General features: G+C 73.3%; 24 protein-coding genes. 16 read left to right on the top strand and 8 right to left on the bottom strand.

Going from position 1 to position 22162, the window contains the following annotated elements; translation table 11 throughout:
- Positions 1–162: 162 nt before the first annotated feature.
- On the top strand, positions 163–993 hold the full coding sequence (locus AC156L_RS10055; RefSeq protein ID WP_330874232.1) for a lysozyme: 831 nt from the start codon (positions 163–165) through the stop codon (positions 991–993).
- On the opposite strand, the gene AC156L_RS10060 is transcribed toward AC156L_RS10055, so the two are convergent.
- The gene (locus AC156L_RS10060) at positions 948–1379 is read right to left on the bottom strand and encodes a DivIVA domain-containing protein (protein WP_330874233.1); all 432 of its coding nucleotides are present in this window, start codon (positions 1377–1379) and stop codon (positions 948–950) included. The two genes, AC156L_RS10055 and AC156L_RS10060, sit on opposite strands and share 46 nt — an antisense overlap.
- A 1016-nt stretch (positions 1380–2395) precedes the next feature.
- Positions 2396–3148 (bottom strand): hypothetical protein, encoded by a 753-nt coding sequence (locus tag AC156L_RS10065; protein WP_330874234.1) that lies wholly within the window; start codon positions 3146–3148, stop codon positions 2396–2398.
- Positions 3149–3366: 218 nt separating this feature from the next.
- Between AC156L_RS10065 and AC156L_RS10070 the strand changes: the two genes are divergently transcribed.
- Entirely contained in the window at positions 3367–3831 is a 465-nt protein-coding gene (locus tag AC156L_RS10070) for a YbaB/EbfC family nucleoid-associated protein (protein WP_330874235.1), read from the top strand.
- Here AC156L_RS10070 and AC156L_RS10075 read toward each other — a convergent pair.
- Entirely contained in the window at positions 3828–4451 is a 624-nt protein-coding gene (locus AC156L_RS10075; protein WP_330874236.1) for a TetR/AcrR family transcriptional regulator, read from the bottom strand. The genes AC156L_RS10070 and AC156L_RS10075 overlap by 4 nt on opposite strands.
- Before the next feature lie 50 nt (positions 4452–4501).
- Between AC156L_RS10075 and AC156L_RS10080 the strand changes: the two genes are divergently transcribed.
- From AC156L_RS10080 to AC156L_RS10100, 5 genes are all read left to right on the top strand, one after another.
- Positions 4502–5455, top strand: a complete 954-nt coding sequence (locus AC156L_RS10080; protein ID WP_330874237.1) for an NADP-dependent oxidoreductase — start codon at positions 4502–4504, stop codon at positions 5453–5455.
- A gap of 405 nt (positions 5456–5860) precedes the next feature.
- Positions 5861–6721 (top strand): geranyl diphosphate 2-C-methyltransferase, encoded by an 861-nt coding sequence (locus tag AC156L_RS10085; RefSeq protein ID WP_330874238.1) that lies wholly within the window; start codon positions 5861–5863, stop codon positions 6719–6721.
- 39 nt (positions 6722–6760) lie between these two features.
- Entirely contained in the window at positions 6761–7885 is a 1125-nt protein-coding gene (locus AC156L_RS10090) for a family 2 encapsulin nanocompartment cargo protein terpene cyclase (protein ID WP_330874239.1), read from the top strand.
- A gap of 307 nt (positions 7886–8192) precedes the next feature.
- Positions 8193–8522: a hypothetical protein gene (locus tag AC156L_RS10095; protein WP_330874240.1), complete on the top strand. Its 330-nt coding sequence runs from the start codon at positions 8193–8195 to the stop codon at positions 8520–8522.
- A gap of 125 nt (positions 8523–8647) precedes the next feature.
- Positions 8648–9853, top strand: a complete 1206-nt coding sequence (locus AC156L_RS10100) for a hypothetical protein (RefSeq protein WP_422664576.1) — start codon at positions 8648–8650, stop codon at positions 9851–9853.
- On the opposite strand, the gene AC156L_RS10105 is transcribed toward AC156L_RS10100, so the two are convergent.
- Genes AC156L_RS10105 through AC156L_RS10120 form a run of 4 tightly spaced genes read right to left on the bottom strand, consistent with a single transcriptional unit; the run spans position 9775 to position 12146 of the window.
- Positions 9775–10515 (bottom strand): SRPBCC family protein, encoded by a 741-nt coding sequence (locus AC156L_RS10105; protein WP_330874241.1) that lies wholly within the window; start codon positions 10513–10515, stop codon positions 9775–9777. The two genes, AC156L_RS10100 and AC156L_RS10105, sit on opposite strands and share 79 nt — an antisense overlap.
- 5 nt (positions 10516–10520) lie before the next feature.
- On the bottom strand, positions 10521–10934 hold the full coding sequence (locus AC156L_RS10110; RefSeq protein WP_330874242.1) for a VOC family protein: 414 nt from the start codon (positions 10932–10934) through the stop codon (positions 10521–10523).
- Positions 10931–11527 carry an ArsR/SmtB family transcription factor gene (locus tag AC156L_RS10115; protein WP_330874243.1) on the bottom strand — a complete coding sequence of 199 codons (597 nt, stop codon included), beginning with the start codon at positions 11525–11527 and terminating at the stop codon, positions 10931–10933. The genes AC156L_RS10110 and AC156L_RS10115 overlap by 4 nt, the downstream gene beginning before the upstream one ends.
- Positions 11528–11573: 46 nt before the next feature.
- Entirely contained in the window at positions 11574–12146 is a 573-nt protein-coding gene (locus tag AC156L_RS10120) for an MSMEG_1061 family FMN-dependent PPOX-type flavoprotein (RefSeq protein ID WP_330874244.1), read from the bottom strand.
- 321 nt (positions 12147–12467) lie between these two features.
- Here AC156L_RS10120 and AC156L_RS10125 point away from each other — a divergent pair, with 321 nt between their 5' ends.
- Positions 12468–15194 carry a beta-L-arabinofuranosidase domain-containing protein gene (locus AC156L_RS10125; RefSeq protein WP_330874245.1) on the top strand — a complete coding sequence of 909 codons (2727 nt, stop codon included), beginning with the start codon at positions 12468–12470 and terminating at the stop codon, positions 15192–15194.
- Positions 15195–15196: 2 nt separating this feature from the next.
- Here AC156L_RS10125 and AC156L_RS10130 read toward each other — a convergent pair whose 3' ends face one another.
- Positions 15197–15592, bottom strand: coding sequence for a hypothetical protein (locus tag AC156L_RS10130; protein ID WP_330874246.1), 396 nt, complete (start codon positions 15590–15592; stop codon positions 15197–15199).
- A gap of 521 nt (positions 15593–16113) precedes the next feature.
- Here AC156L_RS10130 and AC156L_RS10135 point away from each other — a divergent pair.
- The 8 genes from AC156L_RS10135 to AC156L_RS10170 all read left to right on the top strand — a co-directional run bounded on the left by AC156L_RS10135 (position 16114) and on the right by AC156L_RS10170 (position 22107).
- Positions 16114–16461, top strand: coding sequence for an STAS domain-containing protein (locus AC156L_RS10135; RefSeq protein ID WP_330874247.1), 348 nt, complete (start codon positions 16114–16116; stop codon positions 16459–16461).
- A gap of 174 nt (positions 16462–16635) precedes the next feature.
- Complete coding sequence (locus AC156L_RS10140; protein WP_330874248.1) at positions 16636–17685, top strand: GlxA family transcriptional regulator; 1050 nt, start codon at positions 16636–16638, stop codon at positions 17683–17685.
- A 16-nt stretch (positions 17686–17701) separates the two neighbouring features.
- Positions 17702–17953: a hypothetical protein gene (locus AC156L_RS10145; RefSeq protein ID WP_330874249.1), complete on the top strand. Its 252-nt coding sequence runs from the start codon at positions 17702–17704 to the stop codon at positions 17951–17953.
- Position 17954: 1 nt separating this feature from the next.
- Positions 17955–18242: a hypothetical protein gene (locus AC156L_RS10150; RefSeq protein ID WP_330874250.1), complete on the top strand. Its 288-nt coding sequence runs from the start codon at positions 17955–17957 to the stop codon at positions 18240–18242.
- A gap of 38 nt (positions 18243–18280) precedes the next feature.
- Positions 18281–18502 (top strand): hypothetical protein, encoded by a 222-nt coding sequence (locus AC156L_RS10155; protein ID WP_330874251.1) that lies wholly within the window; start codon positions 18281–18283, stop codon positions 18500–18502.
- Positions 18503–18728: 226 nt separating this feature from the next.
- Positions 18729–19646, top strand: coding sequence for an AurF N-oxygenase family protein (locus tag AC156L_RS10160; protein ID WP_330874252.1), 918 nt, complete (start codon positions 18729–18731; stop codon positions 19644–19646).
- Positions 19647–19649: 3 nt separating this feature from the next.
- Complete coding sequence (locus AC156L_RS10165; RefSeq protein ID WP_330874253.1) at positions 19650–21140, top strand: FAD-dependent oxidoreductase; 1491 nt, start codon at positions 19650–19652, stop codon at positions 21138–21140.
- Positions 21141–21195: 55 nt separating this feature from the next.
- A complete protein-coding gene (locus tag AC156L_RS10170) occupies positions 21196–22107 on the top strand; it encodes a GDSL-type esterase/lipase family protein (protein ID WP_330874254.1) in 912 nt (303 codons plus the stop codon).
- The last annotated feature ends 55 nt before the right edge of the window (positions 22108–22162 follow it).

Here is a 22162-nt window from a genome sequence, read left to right on the forward strand (position 1 = left end):
CCACGACCGCCTCGCACGTCACCCGGCAGGGTCGACCGCACGACGGTGGGTTTCCCCGGCGTCGGGGCGGGGGTAGCCCCCACCGAACGCACGCACCCCACCGGCTCCCTCCACAGTGGACCATGCCGCTGGGGCGAGCCGCCACCAGGAGAAGGAGGCCACGTGTCGATCCGATCCGGCGCACCGAGGCCGACGTCCCGCGTCAGCGTCGTCGCCATCACCGCGGTACTGCTCACCACGACCGCTCCCGCCCGCGCGGAGACCGTCCTGCCCGCCGGGTCGGCCGACCACTACGCGGGGTCGCAGATCGCCCGGCACGAAGGTCCTGGCGACACGTCGATGTCCGTGACGCCGTCCTCGCAGGACGTGGTGGAGGGCATCGACGTCAGCAGCCACCAGGGCGACGTCGACTGGCCGCTGCACTGGGAGGAGGGCAAGCGGTTCTCCTACGTCAAGGCGTCCGAGGGCACCGGCTACCTCAACCCCTCCTTCGCGCAGCAGTACAACGGCTCGTACGACGTGGGCATGATCCGGGGCGCCTACCACTTCGCCCTGCCCGACCGGTCCGACGGCGCCACGCAGGCCGACTACTTCGTGGACAACGGCGGCGGGTGGTCGGCGGACGGGCGCACGCTGCCCGGCGCGCTCGACGTCGAGTACAACCCCTACGGCAGCACCTGCTACGAGCTGTCCGCGGAGGAGATGGTGGAGTGGATCACGAGCTTCAGCGACACCTACCTCGCCCGGACGGGCCGCAGGCCGGTCATCTACACGTCGACGAACTGGTGGAACCAGTGCACCGGGCGGCTCGGCGACCTGAGCGGCACCAACCCGATGTGGGTGGCCAAGTACTCCGAGGAGGTCGGCGCGCTGCCGCACCCGTGGGAGGTGCACACGATCTGGCAGTACAGCTCGACCCCGCTGGACCAGAACACCTTCAACGGCTCCTACGACCGGCTGGTCTCGTTGAGCACCGGGGCCCCGTCCGTCTGATGTGGATGGACCCGGTCGGCGCGCAGGGCGTGGCGGGGCGCGGTGGTCCCGGACCGGCGGGGCGCCGGCACGTCGGCCGGGGCCTCGTGCTTCGGCGACCGCGACGCGCCCTCCCGGTGCGCGGTCTCGACGACGACCGCGATCAGCCTCGCGAGGCGGAGCAGCCCTCCGGTGTGCGCGAGCCGGGTCCGGACGGCCTCGGCGCGGAGCGCGACGAGCTGCCGGGTCGCGTCCTCCGCCGCGGCCAGCGCCGCGTCGCGGTCGGAGCGCGCCAGGTCGACGTCCCGGTCGGCGGCGGCGAGCGCGGCGTCGACCTGGTCCCGGTCGTAGCCGCGCCACCTCGTGTCGAACTGCCGGTCACCCAGGTCCAGCATCTCGTCGAGCATGGCGACTCCTCGGACGGTCGAAGCACTTCCCTGGGGGCACGGATACCCGAGGCCCCCTCGACCAGTCCGCACACCGTGGAATTCACCCGTTCTCGTGACACCACTCACCGCGAGTGACCCACGCCCCCGACTGACCGGATGACCGATCCGGTCAGTGTGGTCGACGGCATGAGCGACAACGAGCGCGAGCGGGTCCTGGTCGTCGGGACGGGCATCAGCGGGATCGCCACGGCGGGGCGGCTGCACCGGGCCGGGCGGGGTGGACGTGACGCTGCGGGGCGCGGTGGCGCGCACCTCGACCACCGAGCGCTTCGAGCTGGTGGTGGGCGCGGACGGGCTGCGCTCGACGGTCCGGTCGCTGGCGTTCGGCCCGCACGAGCGGTACCCGGAACGCCTCGGCTTCATGGTCGCCGCGTTCGAGCACCCCGGCACACCCGCCGGGCTCGCACCCGGACAGGGCGGCCACGCTGCTGGAGCCCGACCGCTCGATGTGGGTGTTCGCCTTCGCCGACCACGACCCGACCGTGCCGCTGAGCCGGCGCACCGACGACGTGGACGCCCAGGTCACCCGCCCGCCGAGACGGCGCGCCGCGTTCGGGCCGCGGGAGCCGGGCAGCGCGCTCGGCGCCGCGCTGGACGCGATGGAGAACAGCGACGCTGCCCGACGACCCCCGCTCGGCCGGGCTGCTCGACGCCCCGTGCCCCGACGCGGTGATGCGCCGGTTCCCGCCGATCTGGCGGGCGAACGACCTGGCCAGGACCGACTGGCCGTTCGTCGACCCGGCGTTCGCCCCGCGGCCCCTCGTCCCCCGGTTCCCGGTGGCCACCGCGGACCCCCACCCCCGATCGGGCGTCGACGATCCCGAACGGGTCCTCGCCCCGGCCGTCACCGCGCTGCTCGGACCCGGACGGGCGACCCTGGAGCAGGTCGGGGCGACCGCGGAGCAGTGCCCGCGAGCGCGCCACCGTGCTGGACCTCGTCGGCGGCCCGTCCGGTTCGGACTGGGGGCGGGCGGTCACCCCGCGGTGCCGCGCCGGAACGTGTGCAGCACGGCCACCACCAGCACCACCCCGCTCAGGAACACGGCCAGGACCCCGCCGAGCAGCAGCGCCGCGGCCGTCGGCCCGAGCGCGGGGACGCTGGCACGGGCCGACAGCCGGGTGTCGACCACCCGCGACCCGTCCGGGTTCAGCACGACGACGGCCCACTCCCCCTCCTCCGCCTGCCACGCCAGCGTTCCGGTCCCGTACGCGACCCAGATCGGCCTGGCCGCGGGCGCGCTCGGCGCCGGGCCGCCCTCCCGGTGCCGGTAGCCGATGTCCGCCCCGTTCGTGCGCACCTCGTCGTAGGCCACGCCGGAGAGGTAGTCGGCCACGTCGGCGGCGGCCCCGATGCCGACGAACACGTCGGGGTCGGCCCGCAGTTCCACGATCCCGAGCCAGTCGTGCCCGATCGTCACCCCGGTCCTGGTCCACCGCATGTCGACGGTGCCGAACGACAGCGCGTACCCGCTGGTGCGGAACGACTTCGAGCCGGTGGCAAGGAAGCCGTCGGCGTCCCGCCGGGTCGTGTCCGCCCAGAGCCCGACCGACCCCGCCGCCGAGAGGACCGAGCCGAGGACGAGCAGGAGCGCGCAGAGCACGACGGCGGCCGTGCGAGCACCGGACCGGCGGTCGGCGGTGGGCGGGAACGGGTCTCGGTCGCTGGTCGTCACGGCGGGCTCGTCGTCACCGGTCCCCCGGCGGAACGGCGGGTACACGTCGCTCATCAGGCCAACGTACGCGCAGCGGGAGGACCGCAGAGGGCGAGTTCTCGGCGTTCGGCCCAGTGATCACCGGCCTCCCGCGCCCTTCCGTCCATTCGAGACGGACCTCGACCGCGATCGGGCAGAAGGCGCTCGGGGTTGATCCGTTCGGGCGCGGTGACAAGGGCCGCCGGGTGCGCGACGCTCAGGGGGACACGTCCGTTCGCGCTCGGAGGTGGTGGGTGACGGGCTGGGAGCAGCAGGTCGCCGAGAACGCGGTGCGCTACCGGCGGCTCCACGAGCGCCTCGCGCGGACGTCGATCACCGAGTCGTCCGGGGACGGCACCGTGAAGGTGACGGTGTCGGCCAGCGGCCTGATCACCGACCTCGTGCTCCGGGAGCGCCGGCGCCCCGAGCCGCTGCCGCGGATCGCCGCGGAGATCATGGACTGCGTCCGCCGGGCCCAGGCGCGGATCCCGGACCTGTTGCGGCAGGCGATGGTCGACACCGTCGGCCCGCAGGACCCGAGCACGCACCTGCTGGTGTCGGAGGCCAGGCAACGGTTCCCCCAGCCCCCTGGCGGCACCTCCGACGCGCCGGACCCGGTCCGACCGCGGACCGTCCACGAGCAGCGACCGGCGGCGCGGCGGGCGGTCGCCGACCCCGACGACGACTGGGCCGACCCGGTGGTCATGGACGAGGGCTAGGGCCTGGACAGGGGCAGCCGGACCGCGGGCGGCAGCGCCGCCGGGACGGGGTCGGCCTGGAACGACTGGATCATCAGCGCCGCGAAGCGGCGGGACGCGGCCACCCTCATCGCGGGCGACTCGGCGCGGATCCCCTCGTTCGCCATCAGCGCGAGGCTGATGTCCTCCACCACGAAGTCGCCCCGCAGCGAGCCAGCCTCCTTGGCGCGCCGCACCAGTTCGAACAGCTGCCGCAGCGTGCGGTCGCGCTCGGCGACGAAGTCGACCGCGCGGTCCACCCTGGAGGTGAACGCGCGGGCGAACCCGCGGTCGAGGGCGTGCACCTCCATCAGCCCCTCGACCACCAGGCAGAAGCCGCTCCACGGGTCGGCCGCCGCGAGCCCCTCCCGCACGATCGCCGAGCACGAGGCCATCTGCTCGGCGAACGCCTCGGTGAGCAGGGCCTCCTTGCTCCGGAAGTGCCGGTAGACGGTCGCGACACCGACCTCGGCGCGCCGGGCGATCTCCCGGATCGGCACGTCGAGGCCGTCGGCGGCGAAGGCCGCGCGGGCGACCGCCAGCACCCGCAGGCGGTTGTCGCGGGCGTCCGAGCGGAGGCTCGCTACCACTTGGGCCGTCACCGTTCTCACTTTAGCCAAACGGACGGGGTGCTCCGTTACGGTCCCGCCGCATGAGAGCAGTCCAGTTCACCAGGTACGGCCCGCCCGACGTCGTGCACGTCGCCGAGGTGCCCGCGCCGCACGCCGGGCCCGGCGAGGTCCGCGTCGCCGTCCGCGCCTCCGGCCTCTCCTCCGGGGAGACCCTCATCCGGTCCGGGGCGCTGCGCGACGTCGTGCCGACCGCGTTCCCCCACCGGACCGGGTACGACGCCGCGGGCGTGGTCGACGAGGTCGGCGACGGCGTGACGGGTGTGGCCGTCGGCGACGAGGTGTTCGGCATGACCGACCCCGCCAGGCGCGGGTCCAACGCCGACCACGCGGTCCTGTCCGCCTGGGCGCCCAAACCGGCGGCGTGGAGCTGGGAGGAGGCGGGCGGCGCGGCGGGTAGCGTCGAGACCGCCACCCGCGTCCTCGACCGGCTGGCGGTCGGCGCCGGGCACACCGTGCTCGTGCAGGGCGCGGCGGGCGGGGTGGGCACCGTCGCCGTCCAGCTCGCCCTCGCCCGCGGCGCCACCGCCGTCGGCACGGCGTCGAAGCGCAACCACGACTTCCTGCGGTCCCTCGGCGCGCAGCCCACGACGTACGGTGCCGGGCTGGTCGACCGCGTCCGCGCGCTCGCCCCGGCCGGGGTGGACGCGGTCTTCGACTGCGCGGGCGGAGCGCTGCCGGACCTCGTGGCGATCGCGGGGGACGCGGCCCGCGTCGTGACGATCGCCCCGGACCTCACCGCGGCGGCCCACGGCGTGCACGTGTCGCACGGCGCGCCCGCCGACGGCACGGCGTCGGCCGTGGGGACCCGTGCCGACCCGCTCGCGCTGCACGGCTTGGCGCTCGCGGTGGCGCTCGCGCGCGAGGGCAGGCTGCGGGTGCCGGTCGCGGCGGCGTTCCCGCTCACCGAGGCCGCGGCGGCGCACGAGCTGAGCGAGAGCCGCCACGCACGGGGTCGGATCGTGCTGGTGCCCTGACCACCCCGTCGTCCGCCGCGGAATTCGCGGACCACCGTCGTCGAATCCGCCCGGTCCACCCGGAAGTGGACCGGGACGGGTTCGACGACAGACCCGTTGCGGTTATCGAGGTGGCCGGAAAAGCACCGGCACGCGGCTCCCACCCCACCGACCGGGGAATCCCACTGGTCCATTCAGGTAATCCCGACCAGCGCCGAGACCACCGGTTATGCGCTGTCGATCACCATGACCATTCGCATTCGAGCGACCTCCCACATGCCCCGAAAGTGTCATTGCACCGACAGATCAACTTGCTATGTTCGTCCAAGCGACATCGACTCCGGTGAATTCGACAATTCGAGCCCGGACGGTTCCCCACGCCGCGATCGTCCCGTCGCACCGGCCCCCAGGAAGGGATCCACTCCTGTGACCTCTGTCCGCACCGCTCCCGCCGAGGTTCTCCGCACCGACTACCAGAAGTCCGTCGCGTCCTACTGGAACGCCGAGCAGGACCCGGTCAACCTGCGGCTGGGCGACGTCGACGGGCTGTACCACCACCACTACGGGATCGGCGAGGTCGACCCGTCCGTCCTGGAGGGGCCGGAGGCCACGCGCGACGAGCGGATCATCGCCGAGATGCACCGGCTGGAGACGGCGCAGGCGGAGGTGCTGCTCGACCACCTCGGCGACGTCCGGCCGCAGGACCGGCTGCTCGACGCGGGGTGCGGGCGGGGCGGCAGCAGCATCATGGCCAACCAGCGGTTCGGCTGCGAGGTCGACGGCGTGTCCATCTCGCAGAAGCAGGTCGACTTCGCCAACCGGCAGGCGGCCGCGCGGGGCGTGGGCGACAAGGTGCGCTACCACTTCCGCAACATGCTGGACACGGGGTTCGAGACCGGGTCGCGGCGGGCGATCTGGAACAACGAGAGCACGATGTACGTCGACCTGTTCGACCTGTTCGCCGAACACGCGCGGCAGCTGGAGTTCGGCGGTCGCTACGTCACCATCACCGGCTGCTACAACGACGTGACCGGCGGCCGGTCCAAGGCGGTCGCCCAGATCGACCAGCACTACACCTGCAACATCCACCCGCGCAGCCAGTACTTCAAGGCCATGACGGCGAACGGGCTCGTGCCCATCTCGGTGGTCGACCTGACCGCGCAGACGATCCCGTACTGGGAGCTGCGCGCGAAGTCGTCGGTGGCGACCGGGATCGAGGACCCGTTCCTCACCGCGTACCGGGAGGGCAGCTTCCACTACCTGCTCATCGCCGCCGACCGCGTCTGACCCGATCCCGTCGCGGCCGAGCCCACAGGAAGCGAAGCGATGCCGGACCCGCACCACACCACGTCCACGTTCACCGGCCTCGGCACGTCGGCCGCGCGCTTCGCCGCCCGGCTCGGCGGCGGCGGTCTCGAACTGGGGTCGCACCACCCGGAGGCCGGGCACGACCCGGCGTACGCGTACCGGCGGTGGGGTGGCGGAACGGCCTCACCGCTGTACTGCCCGCTGCCGGAGCGGGTGGACGACGCGCTGGCGGAGGAGGTGGACCGGCGGCTGGTCGCCTGGGCGGAGGGGTGCGGCTTCTCCGAGGAGGAGGCCGCCCAGCTCGGCAGGGCGGAGTTCGGGCGCCTGGTCGTGCTGGCCCACCCGGACTGCGACGACCTGGAGCGGCTGCTCATCTCGGCCAGGCTCAACGCGGCGTGGTGGGCCGCGGACGACCTCTACGCGGACGACACCGCGCTCGGGGCCGTCCCGGCCGAACTCCCCCAGCGCCTCGCGCTGGCGATGGCCGCCATGGACCCGCTGCCGGGCGCGGGCGAGTTCACCCGCGACCTCGACGAGGCACTGCGCGCCGACCGGGTGCTCGTCGCGCTGCGCTCGGGCATGGAGCACCTGGCCGACCACGGCACACCCGCCCAGTGCCAACGGGTCTGCCACTCGACGTTCACGATGTTCGTGAGCTGGACCGCCTACGCGGCGTGGAAGCACAAGGGCGTGCAGCCGCCCGCGTGGGAGTACCTGGCGGCCAGGCAGCACGACAGCTTCTACACGTCCATGACCCTCGTCGACGTGCTCGGCGGCTACGAGCTGCCCGCGAACCTCTTCTACGAACCCCGCGTGCGGAGCGCCGCCATCCAGGCGGGCACGGCGGCCGTGCTCGTCAACGACCTGTTCTCGGTGACCAAGGACCTCGCCGACGAGAACCCGCCGGGCAACATGGTCCTCCAGGTCGCCGCGGACCGCGGCTGCTCGGTCGAGGAGGCGACCGAGGTGACCGTGGACCTCCACAACGGTCTGGTCCGCGACTTCCAGGCCACGCACCGGACACTGCGGACGGTGGCGTCCCCGCAGTTGCAGCGGTTCATGCACGGCCTGCGGGCGTGGATGGGCGGCGGGTTCGAGTGGCACTCGACCAGTCCGCGCTACCGGACCGACGCCACGACGTAGTTCAGGTCCGTGAACCCGTGGGGCGCCACGGGTTCACGGCGGCGCCACCGCCGTCCGCCGGGCCGACCGACCACGGCCCCGCGTTCCCGCCTCCTCGCGCCGCGGGTCCGCCCGACCAACCGCGCCGCCGACATCCGGCCGCGGGCCCTGGCCAGGACCGCCGAGACCCGCCGGCGCACCGAGCACCACCGCGAACCCGAGGACGGCTCGGCCCGGACCGGTGTCCGCCACACCCGCCCCTGCTAGGCCGACGTGGCGATTGACACCCACACCTCGAACATCACTCTGAGAGCGCTCCCAGTCGCCTGTGTCACCGAGGACATCCGACGAAGCGCACACGTCACGCGGTCCTGCCCGCCCTGGTCCTGGTCGGCGCACAACTGTTCGCACCGGACACGGGAGCGCTGGCCGGGCCCGGCGTGAGCGTCTCGGCAACACCCGTGCCGGGCTGGAGACCGTCAGCGACACCGCCATCGGCGCGAACCACGCCATCTGGGACACCACCCTCGGCACGCCCGAGGTCGCCGACCTCGTGAAGGGCGCGGGCGTGCGGGCGCTGCGCTACCCCGGCGGCTCGTACTCCGACATCCACCACTGGCGCGACCACACCGCCCCCGGCGGCCACGTCGCGCCCTGAAGCACTGGGAGATCGGCAACGAGCTGCACGGCAACGGCCACCACGGCGCCGCGTGGGAGGCCGACGACCACCCCGAGAAGACCCCGGCGGAGTACGCGACCATCGTCCGGCAGTACGCCGAGGCGATGAAGGCGGTCGACCCGACGATCGAGGTCGGCGCCGTGCTGACGACGCCGGGCGACTGGCCGGACGGGATCGTGGCGAGCGGCGACGCGGGCACGTGGAACGAGGTCGTGCTCTCGATCGCGGGTCCGGTGGTCGACTTCGGGATCGTGCGCTGGTACCCGACCGGGTCGAACGGCCCCGAGTCGCTGTCCAGGACCGACCGGATCGCCAACTTCGTGAGGATGGTCCGCGAGCAGGCGACCCGCCACGCGCACAAGGACCTGCCGATCGCGCTGACCGAGGTCAACACGTCGTACGGGATGAACACCCAGCCGGGCGCGCTGTTCGCGGCGGACGCCTGCGCGACCCTCATGGCGAACGGCGTGTTCACCACCGACTGGTGGAACGTCCACAACGGACCGACGAGCTTCTCCACGATCGCCGGGCAGCCCGACTGCGCCGGCTTCGGCCTGCTCTCCAGCGCGGGGTGCCTGGCCGGGGGCACGATCTGCCAACCCGCCCTCAACACCCCGTTCGCGCCCTACCACGCGCTGGCGATGACCTCGACGTTCGCCGCTCCCGGCCAGGACCCGGACGCCGCCAAGTCCGTCACCCTCGACTACACCGGCTACACCCCGGCCGCGACCGCGCAGGTCCTCGGCTACACCAACGGCGCCACCGGCATCACGACCACGACGGGCGGCAGCGCGGCCACGACGCTCCCGCCGTACTCGCTGACCACCCTCGTCCTGCGCCCCGAGGCCCGGTCCGCGACGCCCGCCGCGCCCGCCCGGCCCACCGCCATCACCGACCACGAGGCCACCATCGCGTGGACGCCGTCCGCTCCCGGCGTGAAGCACGAGGTCCACCGCCCGGTCGGCGCGACGACCCAGCAGTGGGGTGAGACCACCGGGTCGTCCTTCACGGTCCACAACCTCGCGCCCAGCACGCGCTGCACGGTCAACGGCTGGAGCGGGACCTGGACGCAGACCGGCACCGCCGTGCGGGTCACCAGACCGAGGACAACCACACCCTCGCCCCCGGAGCCACGGCGACGACCGGCTTCGTGGGCGCCTACCAGGGCCCCGACGTCCTCCCGTCCGCCTTCACCCTCAACGGCACCCGCTGCACCACCCGGTGAACGCCCTCAGGAGCCACCCGCGAGGCGGTCCACCCAGGACTGCCAGGCCGCCGTGCGGGACGCGCGGTCCACCGCGACGCCGTAGCGGTAGTGCGTCACGCTCACCATGCGGTGCAGCTCGTCGACCACGAACCGCGAGAAGCCGTGCGCGGTGCGGACACCGAGGACCGTCCCGCCGCGCAGGTCCACCACGCCCTCGACGGGGTCGAGGCCCTCCGGGGTGAGGCGCACCCGCTCGCCGAGCGCCGGGTCGGCGCCGAGCCGGGCGAGCAGCTCCGCCCACACCGCGTCGCCGGGCAGGCCGGTGAACGCGGTGGCGACCACGCCGGTCACCGGCAGCCCGGCGAAGTGGCGGAAGTAGCCGTCCAGGTTGTGCAGGAACACGTCCCAGCCGCGGCCGAAGCCGTCGTACTCGGCCTCCCAGTCGTCGCCGCCGAAGAATCCGCTCTGGACCAGGCGCAGCACGGTGGTGCCGCCCTCCCTGCCCTCGACCAGGAACTCGATCGCCACAGCGGGTTCACCGTCCGGGCCGGGCGCCCCGTAGACGATCCGCCTGCCCGGCTCCTGCTCCAGCACCAGGCCCGCCTGGGTGTTGCCGCCGCCGAAGTCCGCCTCCACCGCCCCGTCCGCGGGCTCGTGCGGCACGAACCACACCGACATGCCCTCCGGGGTGGAGACGGCCCGCCAGACCTCCTCCGGGGTGGCGGCGAGCTCGACCTCCCGCTCCAGCCGTCGGCGCTCGTCCACCGCGGTCAGTCCTGCTGGACGAGGACGATGAGGTTGCCGCAGGTGTCGTCGAACACCGCCACGGAGCCGAAGTCGGTCTCCGTCGGCTCCTGGGTGAACCTGACCCCGAGGCCCGCCATCCGCTCGTGGTCCTTGCGCAGGTCAGTGGTGCCGAGCATGGTGAACGGCATCCCCGCGTCGTAGAGCGTCTTCTTGTACACGCGCGCGGCGGGCTCGCCGCCGATCTGGACGCCGGGGTTGCCGTCGGGCTCCAGCAGCAGCTCGACGCCGTCCGGCGCGTCGGGCGAGACGACGGTCAGCCACCTGGCACCGCCCGCCGGGACGTCGGTCTTCTTCACGAAGCCCAGCACGTCGGTGTAGAACGCCAGAGCCTTCTCCTGGTCGTCGACCAGGATGCTGCTCACCGGAACGAACATCATCGACCCTCCTCTTCTCGGTTGACCGTCGGGTGCACGGCGAGCACGACCCGGTGCGCCCGCCCGCCCGCCGCGGCGCCGTCGTGGTACTTGGAGATCAGCGACGCCACCGCCCCGGCCAGCTCCTCGGCGAACGCGGCCCGGTCGGCCGCGGAGGCGAACCGGACCTCGCCGTCCACGGCGAACGTCGCGAGCCGCTTGCGGGCCCTGGTGGCGCCCGCGAGCAGCTCGCCCACGTCGCGCACCAGCCGCGCGGCCACCGCCAGCAGCCAGCGCGCGGACATCCGGTCGGGGTCGCGCCCCGGATCGGGCTCGACCGCGGCAAGCGCGCTGGGCGAGATCACGTACGAGGCCGCGGTCGCCCGCAGCACCCGTTCGGTGACGTTGCCCCTGCGCCGCTCCTCGACCAGCTCGACCAGCCCGTGCCGCTCCAGCGTGCGCAGGTGGTAGTTGACCTTCTGCCTGGTCAGCCCCACCTGGCGCGCCAGCGTGGTCGCCGAGCCCGGTTCCGACAGCTCGGCGAGCAGCCGGGCCCGCACCGGGTCCAGGGCGGCCTCGGCCGCGCCCGCGTCGTCGATCACCGCTACGTCGTGCACGGGAGGACCCTCACACCGACAACTTTTTTTGTCAAGGCGAGACCGGTCAGGAGGGGCCGCTCCGGCGGTGGCGCTTCTGGCTCACCACGAGGTCCGCCATCGACGGCACCAGGTCCTCCGCGGGCCAGCCGGAGGGGTCCCACAGCGACGAGCGGCGCAGGGCCTGCCCGCAGTGCAGGAACAGCTCCTCGACCGCCAGCACCACGCCCAGCCCGGAGCCGCCGGCGTCACGCAGGAACGGCGCGTCGCGGACGAGCGTGGCACTGCCGTTGACCCGCAGCACCTCCTGGCGTCCGGCGACCAGGAACAGCATCCCCGTCCGCGGGCGTTCCAGCACGTTGCGGAAGCTGTCCAGGCGCCGGTTGCCCGGCCGGTCGGCGAACGCGACGGTGCGCTCGTCGAGCACGCGCACGGATCCCGCGGGGTCGCCGCGCGGGGAGACGTCGACGGTGCCGTCCGCGCCGGTCGTCGCGAAGAGGTAGAACGTCGACGCCTCGAGGAACCGGCGCGATCCCTCGTCCACGACGGTGATGGCCTTGTCGCGGATCTCGGGGAGCGGGTCACCCACCAGCGCGCGGAGTTCGGCCAGGTCGGCGATCGGGATCCCGTGAGCGCTCACGGGCGGGCCGCGGTGGGGCGGAATCGGACGGTGCTCATGCGCGACGGCTCCAAGGGGGTTGATCAGGATTGCCCACCCCCAGTAAATCAGCCACCAATGGATCGTTCGGCCGGGACGCGGAGCGCCGGCCGAGAGTGTCGTCACCTCACGCCTGTTAGCGTTAACAGACTGTGTGCTTGTTCGACGTGGATCGCTGATCAGCCGGCTCGGCCATCCAGGTGAGCGATCACATCCGACACCGCGAAATCGTTGACGGCGCTTCCGCGCGGTCGCTACCTTTCGGCCGGACCCGTCGCCATCGGAGTCGACCGAGGGAGTCCCATGTCCTCACGGTTCAGCCGTCGCACCCTGCTCCAGGCCGCCGGTGTCGCCGCCGTCGCGAGCACCGCGCCCGGCCTCCTCGAAGGGACGGCCTCGGCCGACGCGGTGCCGCCGGTCCGCGCCGACCTCGGCGTCTCGGCCCACCCGTTCGACCTGGGCCAGGTGCGCCTGACGGCGGGGCGCTGGCTGGACAACCAGAACCGCACGCTGTCCTACCTGCGGTTCGTCGACGTGGACCGGCTGCTCTACAACTTCCGCGCCAACCACCGCCTGTCCACGAACGGCGCGGCGGCGCTGGGCGGCTGGGAGGCGCCGAACTTCGAGTTCCGCACCCACAGCCAGGGCCACTTCCTCAGCGCGTGGGCGTACGCCTGGGCGCTGCTGGGCGACACCGCGTGCCGCGCCAAGGCCGACCACATGGTGGCCGAACTGGCCAAGTGCCAGGCGAACAACGCGGCGGCCGGGTTCACCGCGGGGTACCTGTCGGGGTTCCCGGAGTCCGACCTGGACGTGGTGGAGACGGGCACCCGCAAGGGCGTGCCCTACTACTGCCTGCACAAGACCCTCGCGGGCCTGCTGGACGTGTGGCGCTACACGGGGAGCACGCAGGCGCGGGACGTGCTGCTGCGGTTCGCGGGCTGGGTCGACTGGCGCACCGGGAGGCTGTCCTACAGCCAGATGCAGACCACGCTGCGGACCGAGTTCGGCGGCATGAACGCCGTGCTGACCGACCTGTACCAGCAGACGGGCGACAGCCGCTGGCTCACCACCGCGCGGCGGTTCGACCACGCGGCCGTCTTCGACCCGCTCGCGGCGAACCAGGACCAGCTCAACGGGTCGCACGCCAACACGCAGGTGCCCAAGTGGATCGGCGCGGCGCGCGAGTACAAGGCGACCGGCACCACGCGGTACCGCGACATCGCGACCAACGCGTGGACCATCACGGTGGGCGCGCACACCTACGTCATCGGCGGCAACAGCGAGGCCGAGCACTTCCGCGCACCCCACGCCATCGCCGCCCACCTCGACCGCGACACGGCCGAGGCGTGCAACACCTACAACATGCTCAAGCTCAGCCGCGAACTGTGGCTGCTGAACCCGAACACCGCGGCCTACTTCGACTTCTACGAGCGCGCGCTGATCAACCACCTGATCGGCCAGCAGAACCCGGCCGACCCGCACGGCCACGTCTGCTACTTCACCGGCCTCAACCCCGGCGGACGGCGCGGCCAGGCGGGCCCGGTGATGGGCGGCGGCAGCTTCAGCACCGACTACGGCACGTTCTGGTGCTGCCAGGGCACGGCGCTGGAGGTCAACACCCGGCTGGCCGACTCGATCTACTTCCACGACGGCACCACGCTGACCGTGAACCTCTACGCGCCCTCGGTGCTGACCTGGTCGCAGCGCGGCACCACCGTCACGCAGACCACGAGCTTCCCGGTCTCCGACACCAGCACGCTGACCGTGACCGGCGGCGCGGGCGGGTCGTGGACGATGCGCCTGCGCATCCCGTCCTGGACCAGCGGCGCGACGGTCAGCGTCAACGGCGTCCCCCAGAACACCGCCACCACGCCGGGGAGCTACGCCTCGCTGACCCGGTCGTGGGCCTCCGGCGACACCGTCACCGTCCGGCTGCCCATGCGCGTGGTCCCGTGGCCCGCCAACGACAACCCCGCCGTGGCCGCGATGACCTACGGCCCGGTCGTGCTGTCGGGCAACTACGGCACCACCGCGCTGACCGCCCTGCCAGCGCTGGACACCGCCTCCGTCACCCGCACCAGCACCTCGGCGCTGGCGTTCACCGCGAGGGCGAACGGCGCGGCGGTGGACCTGGGCCCGTTCCACGACGCCCACGGCCACAACTACACCGTCTACTGGAACACCGGCGGTGCCGCCGCCGCGGGCCACCGGCTGGTCAACGCGGGCACCGGTCTCGTGCTCGGCGTGCGGGACATGTCGACGGCCGACGGCGGCCTCGCGGTGCAGTGGAACGACACCGGCACCCCCGACCACACCTGGCGGCTCGTGGCGGACGGCTCCGCGGTCCGGCTGCGCAACGGTCACAGCGGCAAGGTCCTCGGCGTGGAGAACGCCTCCACCGCCGACGACGCCCGCGTCCTCCAGTGGTCCGACACGGGCACGGCGGACCACCGGTGGACCGTCGTCGACCACGGCGACGGCACCCACGGCCTCCGCAACGCCAACAGCGGCAAGCTGCTCGGCATCCTCGGCGGCTCCACCGCCGCGGGCGCGCAGGCCGTGCAGGACCCGGACAACGGCAGCGCGGACAACCGCTGGAGGTTCGTGCCCGTCGGCGCCCGCCGGATCCAGAACGCCGCCAGCGGCCTCGTGCTCGGCGTGCGGGACATGTCCACGGCCGACGGCGGTGCGGTGGTGCAGTGGGAGGACAACGGCACCGCCGACCACCTGTGGACACCCGTCGTCGACGCCGACGGGTACTTCCGGCTGCGCAACGGCCACAGCGGCAAGGTCCTCGGCGTCGAGAACGCCGCCAACGCCAACGGCGCCCGCGTGCTCCAGTGGTCCGACACCGGCACGGCCGACCACCGGTGGCGGCTGCGCCACGGCGGCGGTGACGCCTTCCGCGTCCAGTGCGGCAACGGCGGACGGGTGCTGGGCGTCACCGGGGCGTCCACGGCTCAGGGCGCGCAGGTCGTGCTGTGGGACGACAACGGCACCACCGACCACCTGTGGCGGTTCGTCTGACCTCAGTCCACTTCGGACGCCCGATCAGCGGTGAGCGCGGCGACGAGGTCGTCCGGCCTGGCCACGGTGACGGTCAGGCCGGGGTGGCGGACCAGCCCCCACGGCTCCAGGCCCCGCACGGGCTCGCGGAACGCCACGCACACGCCCGACCGGGTGGACGAGCCGAACGTGAGACCCCTGTCGCCCATCGACACGCGCACGCCCACGGCCTTCCACCACCGGTAGGGCCCGCCGGTCGACGCGCTGACGACGTTGGTCAGCGGGGTGCGGACCGTCCACCGTCCGAAGTGGGCGGTGAACCACTCGTCGTCGACCAGGACGGCGGAGTTGCGCCGCGTGATGCCCGCGAGGTGGAGGACCCGCTCCGGAACCTGCTCGAACGCGAACTCGAATCTCATCCGGGGACCTTCCCGATCAGCGGCACGTTGCCCGTCGGGTACCGCGAACGGGACCCGGCCAACCCTGTTGCGCCCCAGCGGTCCCGTGGACGCCCGTCCACTCCGGACGCCTTCCCCCGGTCGGCCGCGCGGAGCTGACGCCGGGTGGCCCAGCGCGTTGATCCACGCACCCGTGAGCAAAAAATGTCACCAAATAACCATCTACCCAGGTCAGCGTGTCACCGGGCAACCTCTCCGGCCGTGGTACCCGTTTCCACCGGTCCTAAACCGGTAACGAACCCGCGTGCCGGGTCCGATGTTCCAGGAGTGATGGACGACTTGTGACCGCGGTCGGCGCCACGGGCCAGGCCCGTGGCAGCCGGACTTCCGCCGTCCAGGTGGGGTTCGCCGCGCTCCCGCGACGACCCGCTCCCGCCGCCCCCGACCCGGTCAGGGCGTTCGCCGTGCCCACGACCCCCGAACCGCGCCCAGCAGGACGCCACCGTCCGCCGGCGAGACGAGGTAGAGGAGGACCGCCCGTGATGGCGCAGTCTGAGGATGCATTCTCCGTGGACGTGGTCCGCGTACCCGGAGCGGTGCTCGTCACCGCCACCGGCGAACTGGACGCCGACACCGCCCCGGTGCTGGCCCACCACCTGGACGACGCCGTGGTCGACCCGTGCGTGCTGGTGATCGACCTGCGGGCCGTGCCGTTCTGCGACTCCGTGGGCCTCGCCTCCTTCATCGCCGTCGTCAAGCGGGGCGCGGACCTGCGCGTGGTCGGCTCGCCCCAGGTGGTCCGGCTGATGAGGCTGACCGGGATGGACCGGCACGTGGTGCTCGCGGCGTCGGTCGAGGACGCGCTGCTCCCCCGCGAGCTGAACCGCTGACCGGCCGGGAGAGCCCTGTCACGGCGGGATCACCCGAAGCCACCGCGGGCCGCACCTCGGAGAACTCGACCCCGGTGACCTCCGGGCGCACCAGCCGGTGCGCCCCGTCGTCGGTGGGGACTCACGTTCGGGTTTTCGCCGCGAACCGCTGTCGTCGCCCGATACTTTTTCCCGATGAACGCAGGAGCCACCTCGGCGCGGCGGGTCGTGATCGTCGCCTACGACGACGCGCAGATCCTGGACGTCGCCTGCCCGAGCGGAGCGCTGGAGATCGCGAACGAGCACGGTGCGGCGCCGCCCTACGCGGTCGAGCTGGCGACGGTCGGCGGGCGCAGGGCGCGCACGTCGTCCGGGATCCAGCTGGCGGGCGCGCGGCGGCTGGCCTCGGTGACCGGGCGGATCGACACGGTGCTGGTGGTCGGCGGGCACGGCACGCGGGCGGTCATGACCGACCAGCGGATGCTGACCCAGGTGCGGCGGCTGGCGGAGCGGAGCAGGCGGGTCGCGTCGGTGTGCACGGGCGCGTTCGTGCTGGCCGCCGCCGGGCTGCTGGACGGGCGGCGCGCCACCACCCACTGGGGGTACGGCGACGTCCTCGCGACCGTCTTCCCTGCGGTGACCGTGGACCTGGCGCCCCTCTACGTGCGCGACGGCAACGTCTACACCTCGGCCGGGGTGACGAGCGCGCTCGACCTCACGCTCGCGCTGATCGAGGACGACCACGGCCCCGCGCTGGCCCGCGCCGTCGCCCGCGAACTGGTGACCTACCTGCAACGGCCCGCGGACCAGGCGCAGATCAGCATGTTCCTGGCCGCCCCGCCGACCGGTGACCGGCTGGTGCGCGACGTGCACGGCCACATCGCCGCCCACCTGGCGGACGACCTGAGCCCGCCCGCGCTGGCGGCGCGGGCCGGGGTCAGCACCCGCCACCTCACCCGGCTGTTCGCGACGCACCTGGGCACCACCCCGGCCCGCGCGGTCCGCGCGGCCAGGGCCGAGGCCGCCGTGCACCTGGTGCGCGGCAGCGACCTGCCGCTGGCGACGATCGCGCGCCGGTGCGGGTTCCGGTCGGCGGAGACGCTGCGGCAGGCGTTCCTCGACCTGTACGGGGTCACCGGGGACAGGATTCGCAGGATGCCGGACATGCCCCGACCGCTGGAACCGCCGCACCAGCAGACTCCCGGCCGTGGAGATCCGCGGACGAACGGAGCGACCGCGGACTGACTGTTGGGGGTAACCCGTGAAGACGATCACCGGTCTCGCCGCGGCGGCGATCACCGCGGCCTTCCTCGTGCTGCCGGGCACGGCGGCGCAGGGCGCACCGACCTCGCCGCGGACCGCGGTCGAGTACGACTACTACGCGACCTACGCCAACCGCGACCTGTGCGAGAAGGCGGGGAAGAGGTACCTGAACTTCCTCTGGCGCGACTACTACTGCAAGTGGACGGGCGGCGGGACGTTCCACGACCTCTACGTCTGGTGGAACGCCTGACATGGCCGCGGGTGGAGGGGTCCCGCGGAGGTTGGCGGTGCTGGTGGCGGCGACAGCGGCGGTGGTCGCGTGCTCGACCGCGCTCGCGGCGCCCGCCCAGGCGAGTTCCGCGAAGTGCCAGGAGTACCTGAGGGCACGGAACTACGTGGTCGGTCCCAAGGTGCGGGCGGCGTGCGACGTCGGTCAGAACGGCGGCGCCTCGGGCCCGCTCGCCTGCTACGTCTCGCTGCTCGCGATCGAGGTGGAGGCGGCGCACGCCTCCACCGCGTGCAACGCGGCGAGCGACTAGCACCGTCCCGCTCGACGGGGCCCGCCAGGAACGGTCCGATGTGGACTGTCCCGGCGGACCCCGGTCGGGCGGCCTGGACACCGCTCGCGAGGTACGCCCGCACGTCGGCGGGCGGTGACGGGCAGGTCTCCGACGACCTCGGCGGCGACGGCCGTCGCCTGGTGGGTGCGGAACCGCGCCCGGTCGGGGTAGCCCTTGGCACCGGGCGTGAACGCGGCGATGACGCGCAGGTGGTCGAAGAACGCCCCGCTCGTCGCTGACGACCTCGATCCCGTGCGTCGGGCACCGCGCCAGGTCGCCCTCCCCTTCGAGCTCGTCACCGTTCCCGTCGACCACCAGCGGACCGATCGACCTCGAACCCGATCACGACGCGCTCCCTCCTCGACGTCCCCCGACGCCACCGCACCTGGCGCGCCCACCCAAGTTCATGTTACCGTTGGTAACTGTAACTTTGGGTTACATACAACTAGTCATCAGGGAGCCCTCATGACCAGCGCCGAGACCCACGACCGAGCAGCTCAGCCGCGGCGCGACCGCGACGCGGTCGCGCGCAGGCTGCTGGACTCCTCCGAGGCGCTGTCCTACGACCCCGTCCGGGAGGTCGACTGGGACACGCCGCTGGACGAGGGGTTCCACGGCACGAGCCCGGAGTGGAGCACCCTCTACGGGACGCCGTACTGGCAGGAGATGACGCCCGAGCAGCAGCGGGCGCTCACCCGGCAGGAGGCCGCGTCCGTCGCGAGCACCGGGATCTGGTTCGAGATGATCCTCCAGCAGATGGTGCTGAGGGACTTCTACGCGAAGGACCCGACCGATCCCGCGTTCCAGTGGGCGCTGACCGAGATCGCCGACGAGTGCCGCCACTCCATCATGTTCGCCCGCGGCGCGCAGAAGCTGGGCGCTCCCGCCTACCGGCCGCGCAGGCTCGTGGTCGAGCTGGGCCGCGCGTTCAAGACCGTCGCCGTCGGCGAGGCCGCCTACGCGGCGATCCTGGTCGCCGAGGAGGTGCTCGACGTCATGCAGCGCGACTGGATGCGCGACGAGCGGGTGGCGCCCTTCGTGCGCACCATCAACAACATCCACGTGATCGAGGAGTCGCGCCACATGGAGTTCGCCCGCGAGGAGACCAGGGCCAGGCTGGCAGGCGCGGGTTGGCCGCGCAGGCAGTTCAACGCCCTGGTGGTGGCCATCGCCTCGTACTGCATCGTCACCAGCATGGTCAGCGAGAAGGTCTACGCGAACGCCGGGCTCGACCCCGAGCGGGCGATCCGCGAGGCCAGGGCCAACGAGCACCACCGGTCGATGCTGCGGTCGAGCTGCGCGGGGCTGATGGGGTTCCTGCACTCCGCCGGGCTGCTCACCAGGGCGGCCACGTGGTTCTACCGGCGCGCGAACCTGATCTGACCCATGGCCTACGCGATCACCCAGACCTGTTGCAGCGACGCGTCCTGCGTGGCGGTCTGCCCGGTCAACTGCATCCACCCGACGCCGGACGAGCCGGACTTCGGCACCACGGACGTGCTGCACGTCGACCCGCGCGCCTGCATCGACTGCGGGGCGTGCGCGGAGGCGTGCCCGGTCGACGCGATCTTCCCGGTGGACGAGCTGACGGGGCCGCTCACGGCCTACGCGAGCATCAACGCCGACTACTACGCGACCGCGGACACCGCCGGGGCGGACGCCGACCACGGGCCGAACTTCCACGCCTGGGGTCCGCCGGTGTTCGCCCGCACCACCCCCGGCGGCCCCGAGCCGCTGGACGTCGCGGTCGTGGGCACCGGCCCCGCGGGCATGTACGCGGTCCAGGACCTCCTGCTGCACACCAACGCCCGCGTCACGCTGCTCGACCGGCTGCCGGTCGCGGGCGGCCTCGTCCGCTACGGCGTCGCGCCCGACCACCCGTCGACGAAGAGGATCGGCGAGACCTTCGCGCGTCTCCACGACCACCCCAGGCTCCGGTTGCGCCTGGGTGTGGAGGTCGGGAAGGACGTCACCGTGCGGGAACTGGCCGCGCGGCACGACGCGGTGGTCTACGCGGTCGGCGCCGCGTCGGCCAGGAGCCTGGGCGTGCCGGGTGAGGACCTGCCGGGCAGCCTCGCCGCCACGACCGTGGTGGCCTGGTACAACGGCCACCCCGACGTGGCCGACGACGCGGTCGACCTGTCGTCCGAGCGGGTCGTGCTGGTGGGCAACGGCAACGTCGCGCTGGACGTGGCGCGGATCCTGACCGCCGACCCGGCCACCCTGGCGGGCACGTCCATCGCTCCAGGGGCGCTGGCGCGGCTGGCGGCGTCGGAGGTCCGCGAGGTCGTCCTGCTCGGACGGCGCGGTCCCGAGTCCGCCGCGTGCTCCAGGGCGGAGCTGCTCGCCCTCGTCGAGCGGGACGGCGCCGGCGTCGTCCTCGACGTGGGCGATCCCCGCACGGCCACGACCGTCGACGCCCTCGGGGCGAGTGCGTTCCAGCGGGTCGCGCGGGAGGTCGTCGACTGGTCGGCACCGCCGCCCGCCGGGCGGCGCGTCGTGTTCCGCTTCCACTCCGCGCCCCTCGCCGTCCTCGGTGACGGCGCGGTGCGCGGCCTGCTCGTCACCGGTCCCGACGGCGACGAGGAGATCGCCGCCGGGCGGGTGGTCCGAGCGGTCGGCTACCGGGGCGCGCCGCTGCCGGGCCTGCCCTTCGACGAGGCCACCGGCACCGTGCCCCACGAGGGCGGACGGGTGGTGGACCGGCCGGGGACCTACGTCGTCGGCTGGATCAAGCGCGGGTCCACCGGGGGCATCGGCGCCAACAGGACGTGCGCCGCGGAGACGGTCGGCACGCTCCTCGCCGACGCCGCGGACGGCAGGCTGCCCGCCCGGCCCCGGCGCGGTGCGCTGGCGCGCCTGCTCCGCCGGGCCTGACCCCGCCGGTCTGTACGCTGGGAACGACCGGGTTTTCCGGACGGAAGGGGTTGGCGTGCCGGGAGTTCGGCGATTCGCGCTCGTCGGTGCGCTGCTGCTGCTCGCCTCCTGCACCGCGGGTCCGGTCGAGAACCCGGTGTCGACGTCCACCACCACCAGCGGCGGCGGTGCGCCGCCCGTCGACCGCGTGCACGTGTCGCTGGGCGACTCCTACGCGACCGGCTACCGGCCCGCGGGCTCCGGCGCGCCCGCCGGTCCGAGCCGGGACGGCTTCGCCTACCTGGTGGCCGAGCGGGCGGACCTGACGCTCGTCAACCTCGCGTGCAGCGGCGCCACGTCCGCGCAGATGCGCGACCAGGCGGGCTGCGCCGTCGGCAACCGCGCCGCCGACGCGGCCGACCCGGCGGGCCTCACCCAGGTCGACGCCGCCGTGCGGGCGCTGCGGGAGAACGAGGGCCGCGTCGGCCTGGTGACGGTGGTGATAGGCGGCAACGACCTCGCGCCGTGCGCGCTGGCGTCCGACCCGGTGGTGTGCGCGTCCCAGGCGGTGGAGGGCATCCGCGCGGGTCTGGCCGCGATGCTGCCCGCGCTGCGGGAGGCCGCGGGTGACGCCCCGATCGTCGGCCTGACCTACCCCGACGTGTTCCTCGGGGCGTGGGTGTCACCCGCGTTCCCGAACGGCCAGAACCTCGCGCGCCTGTCGGTGCCGCTGTTCCGGGACGTGCTCAACACCGCCCTCAAGGCGGAGTACGAACGGGTGGGGGCGACGTTCGTCGACGTCACCGCCACCACCGGCGGCTACGGACCGCTGACGGAGGTGACCCAGGACCCGACCTACGGCCCGATCCCCACCCCCGTCGCGAAGGTGTGCGCCCTGACGTACTTCTGCACCCGGACCGACGTCCACCCCACACCCGAGGGCCACCGGGAGATCGCCGACGCGGTCCTGGCCGCCACCGGCCGCTGACCGACCGCTCAACCAGGGGCAGGCGGCCGAGCAGGCCCCACTGCTCCTCCCCGGC

The organism is Umezawaea sp. (genome assembly GCF_057122925.1).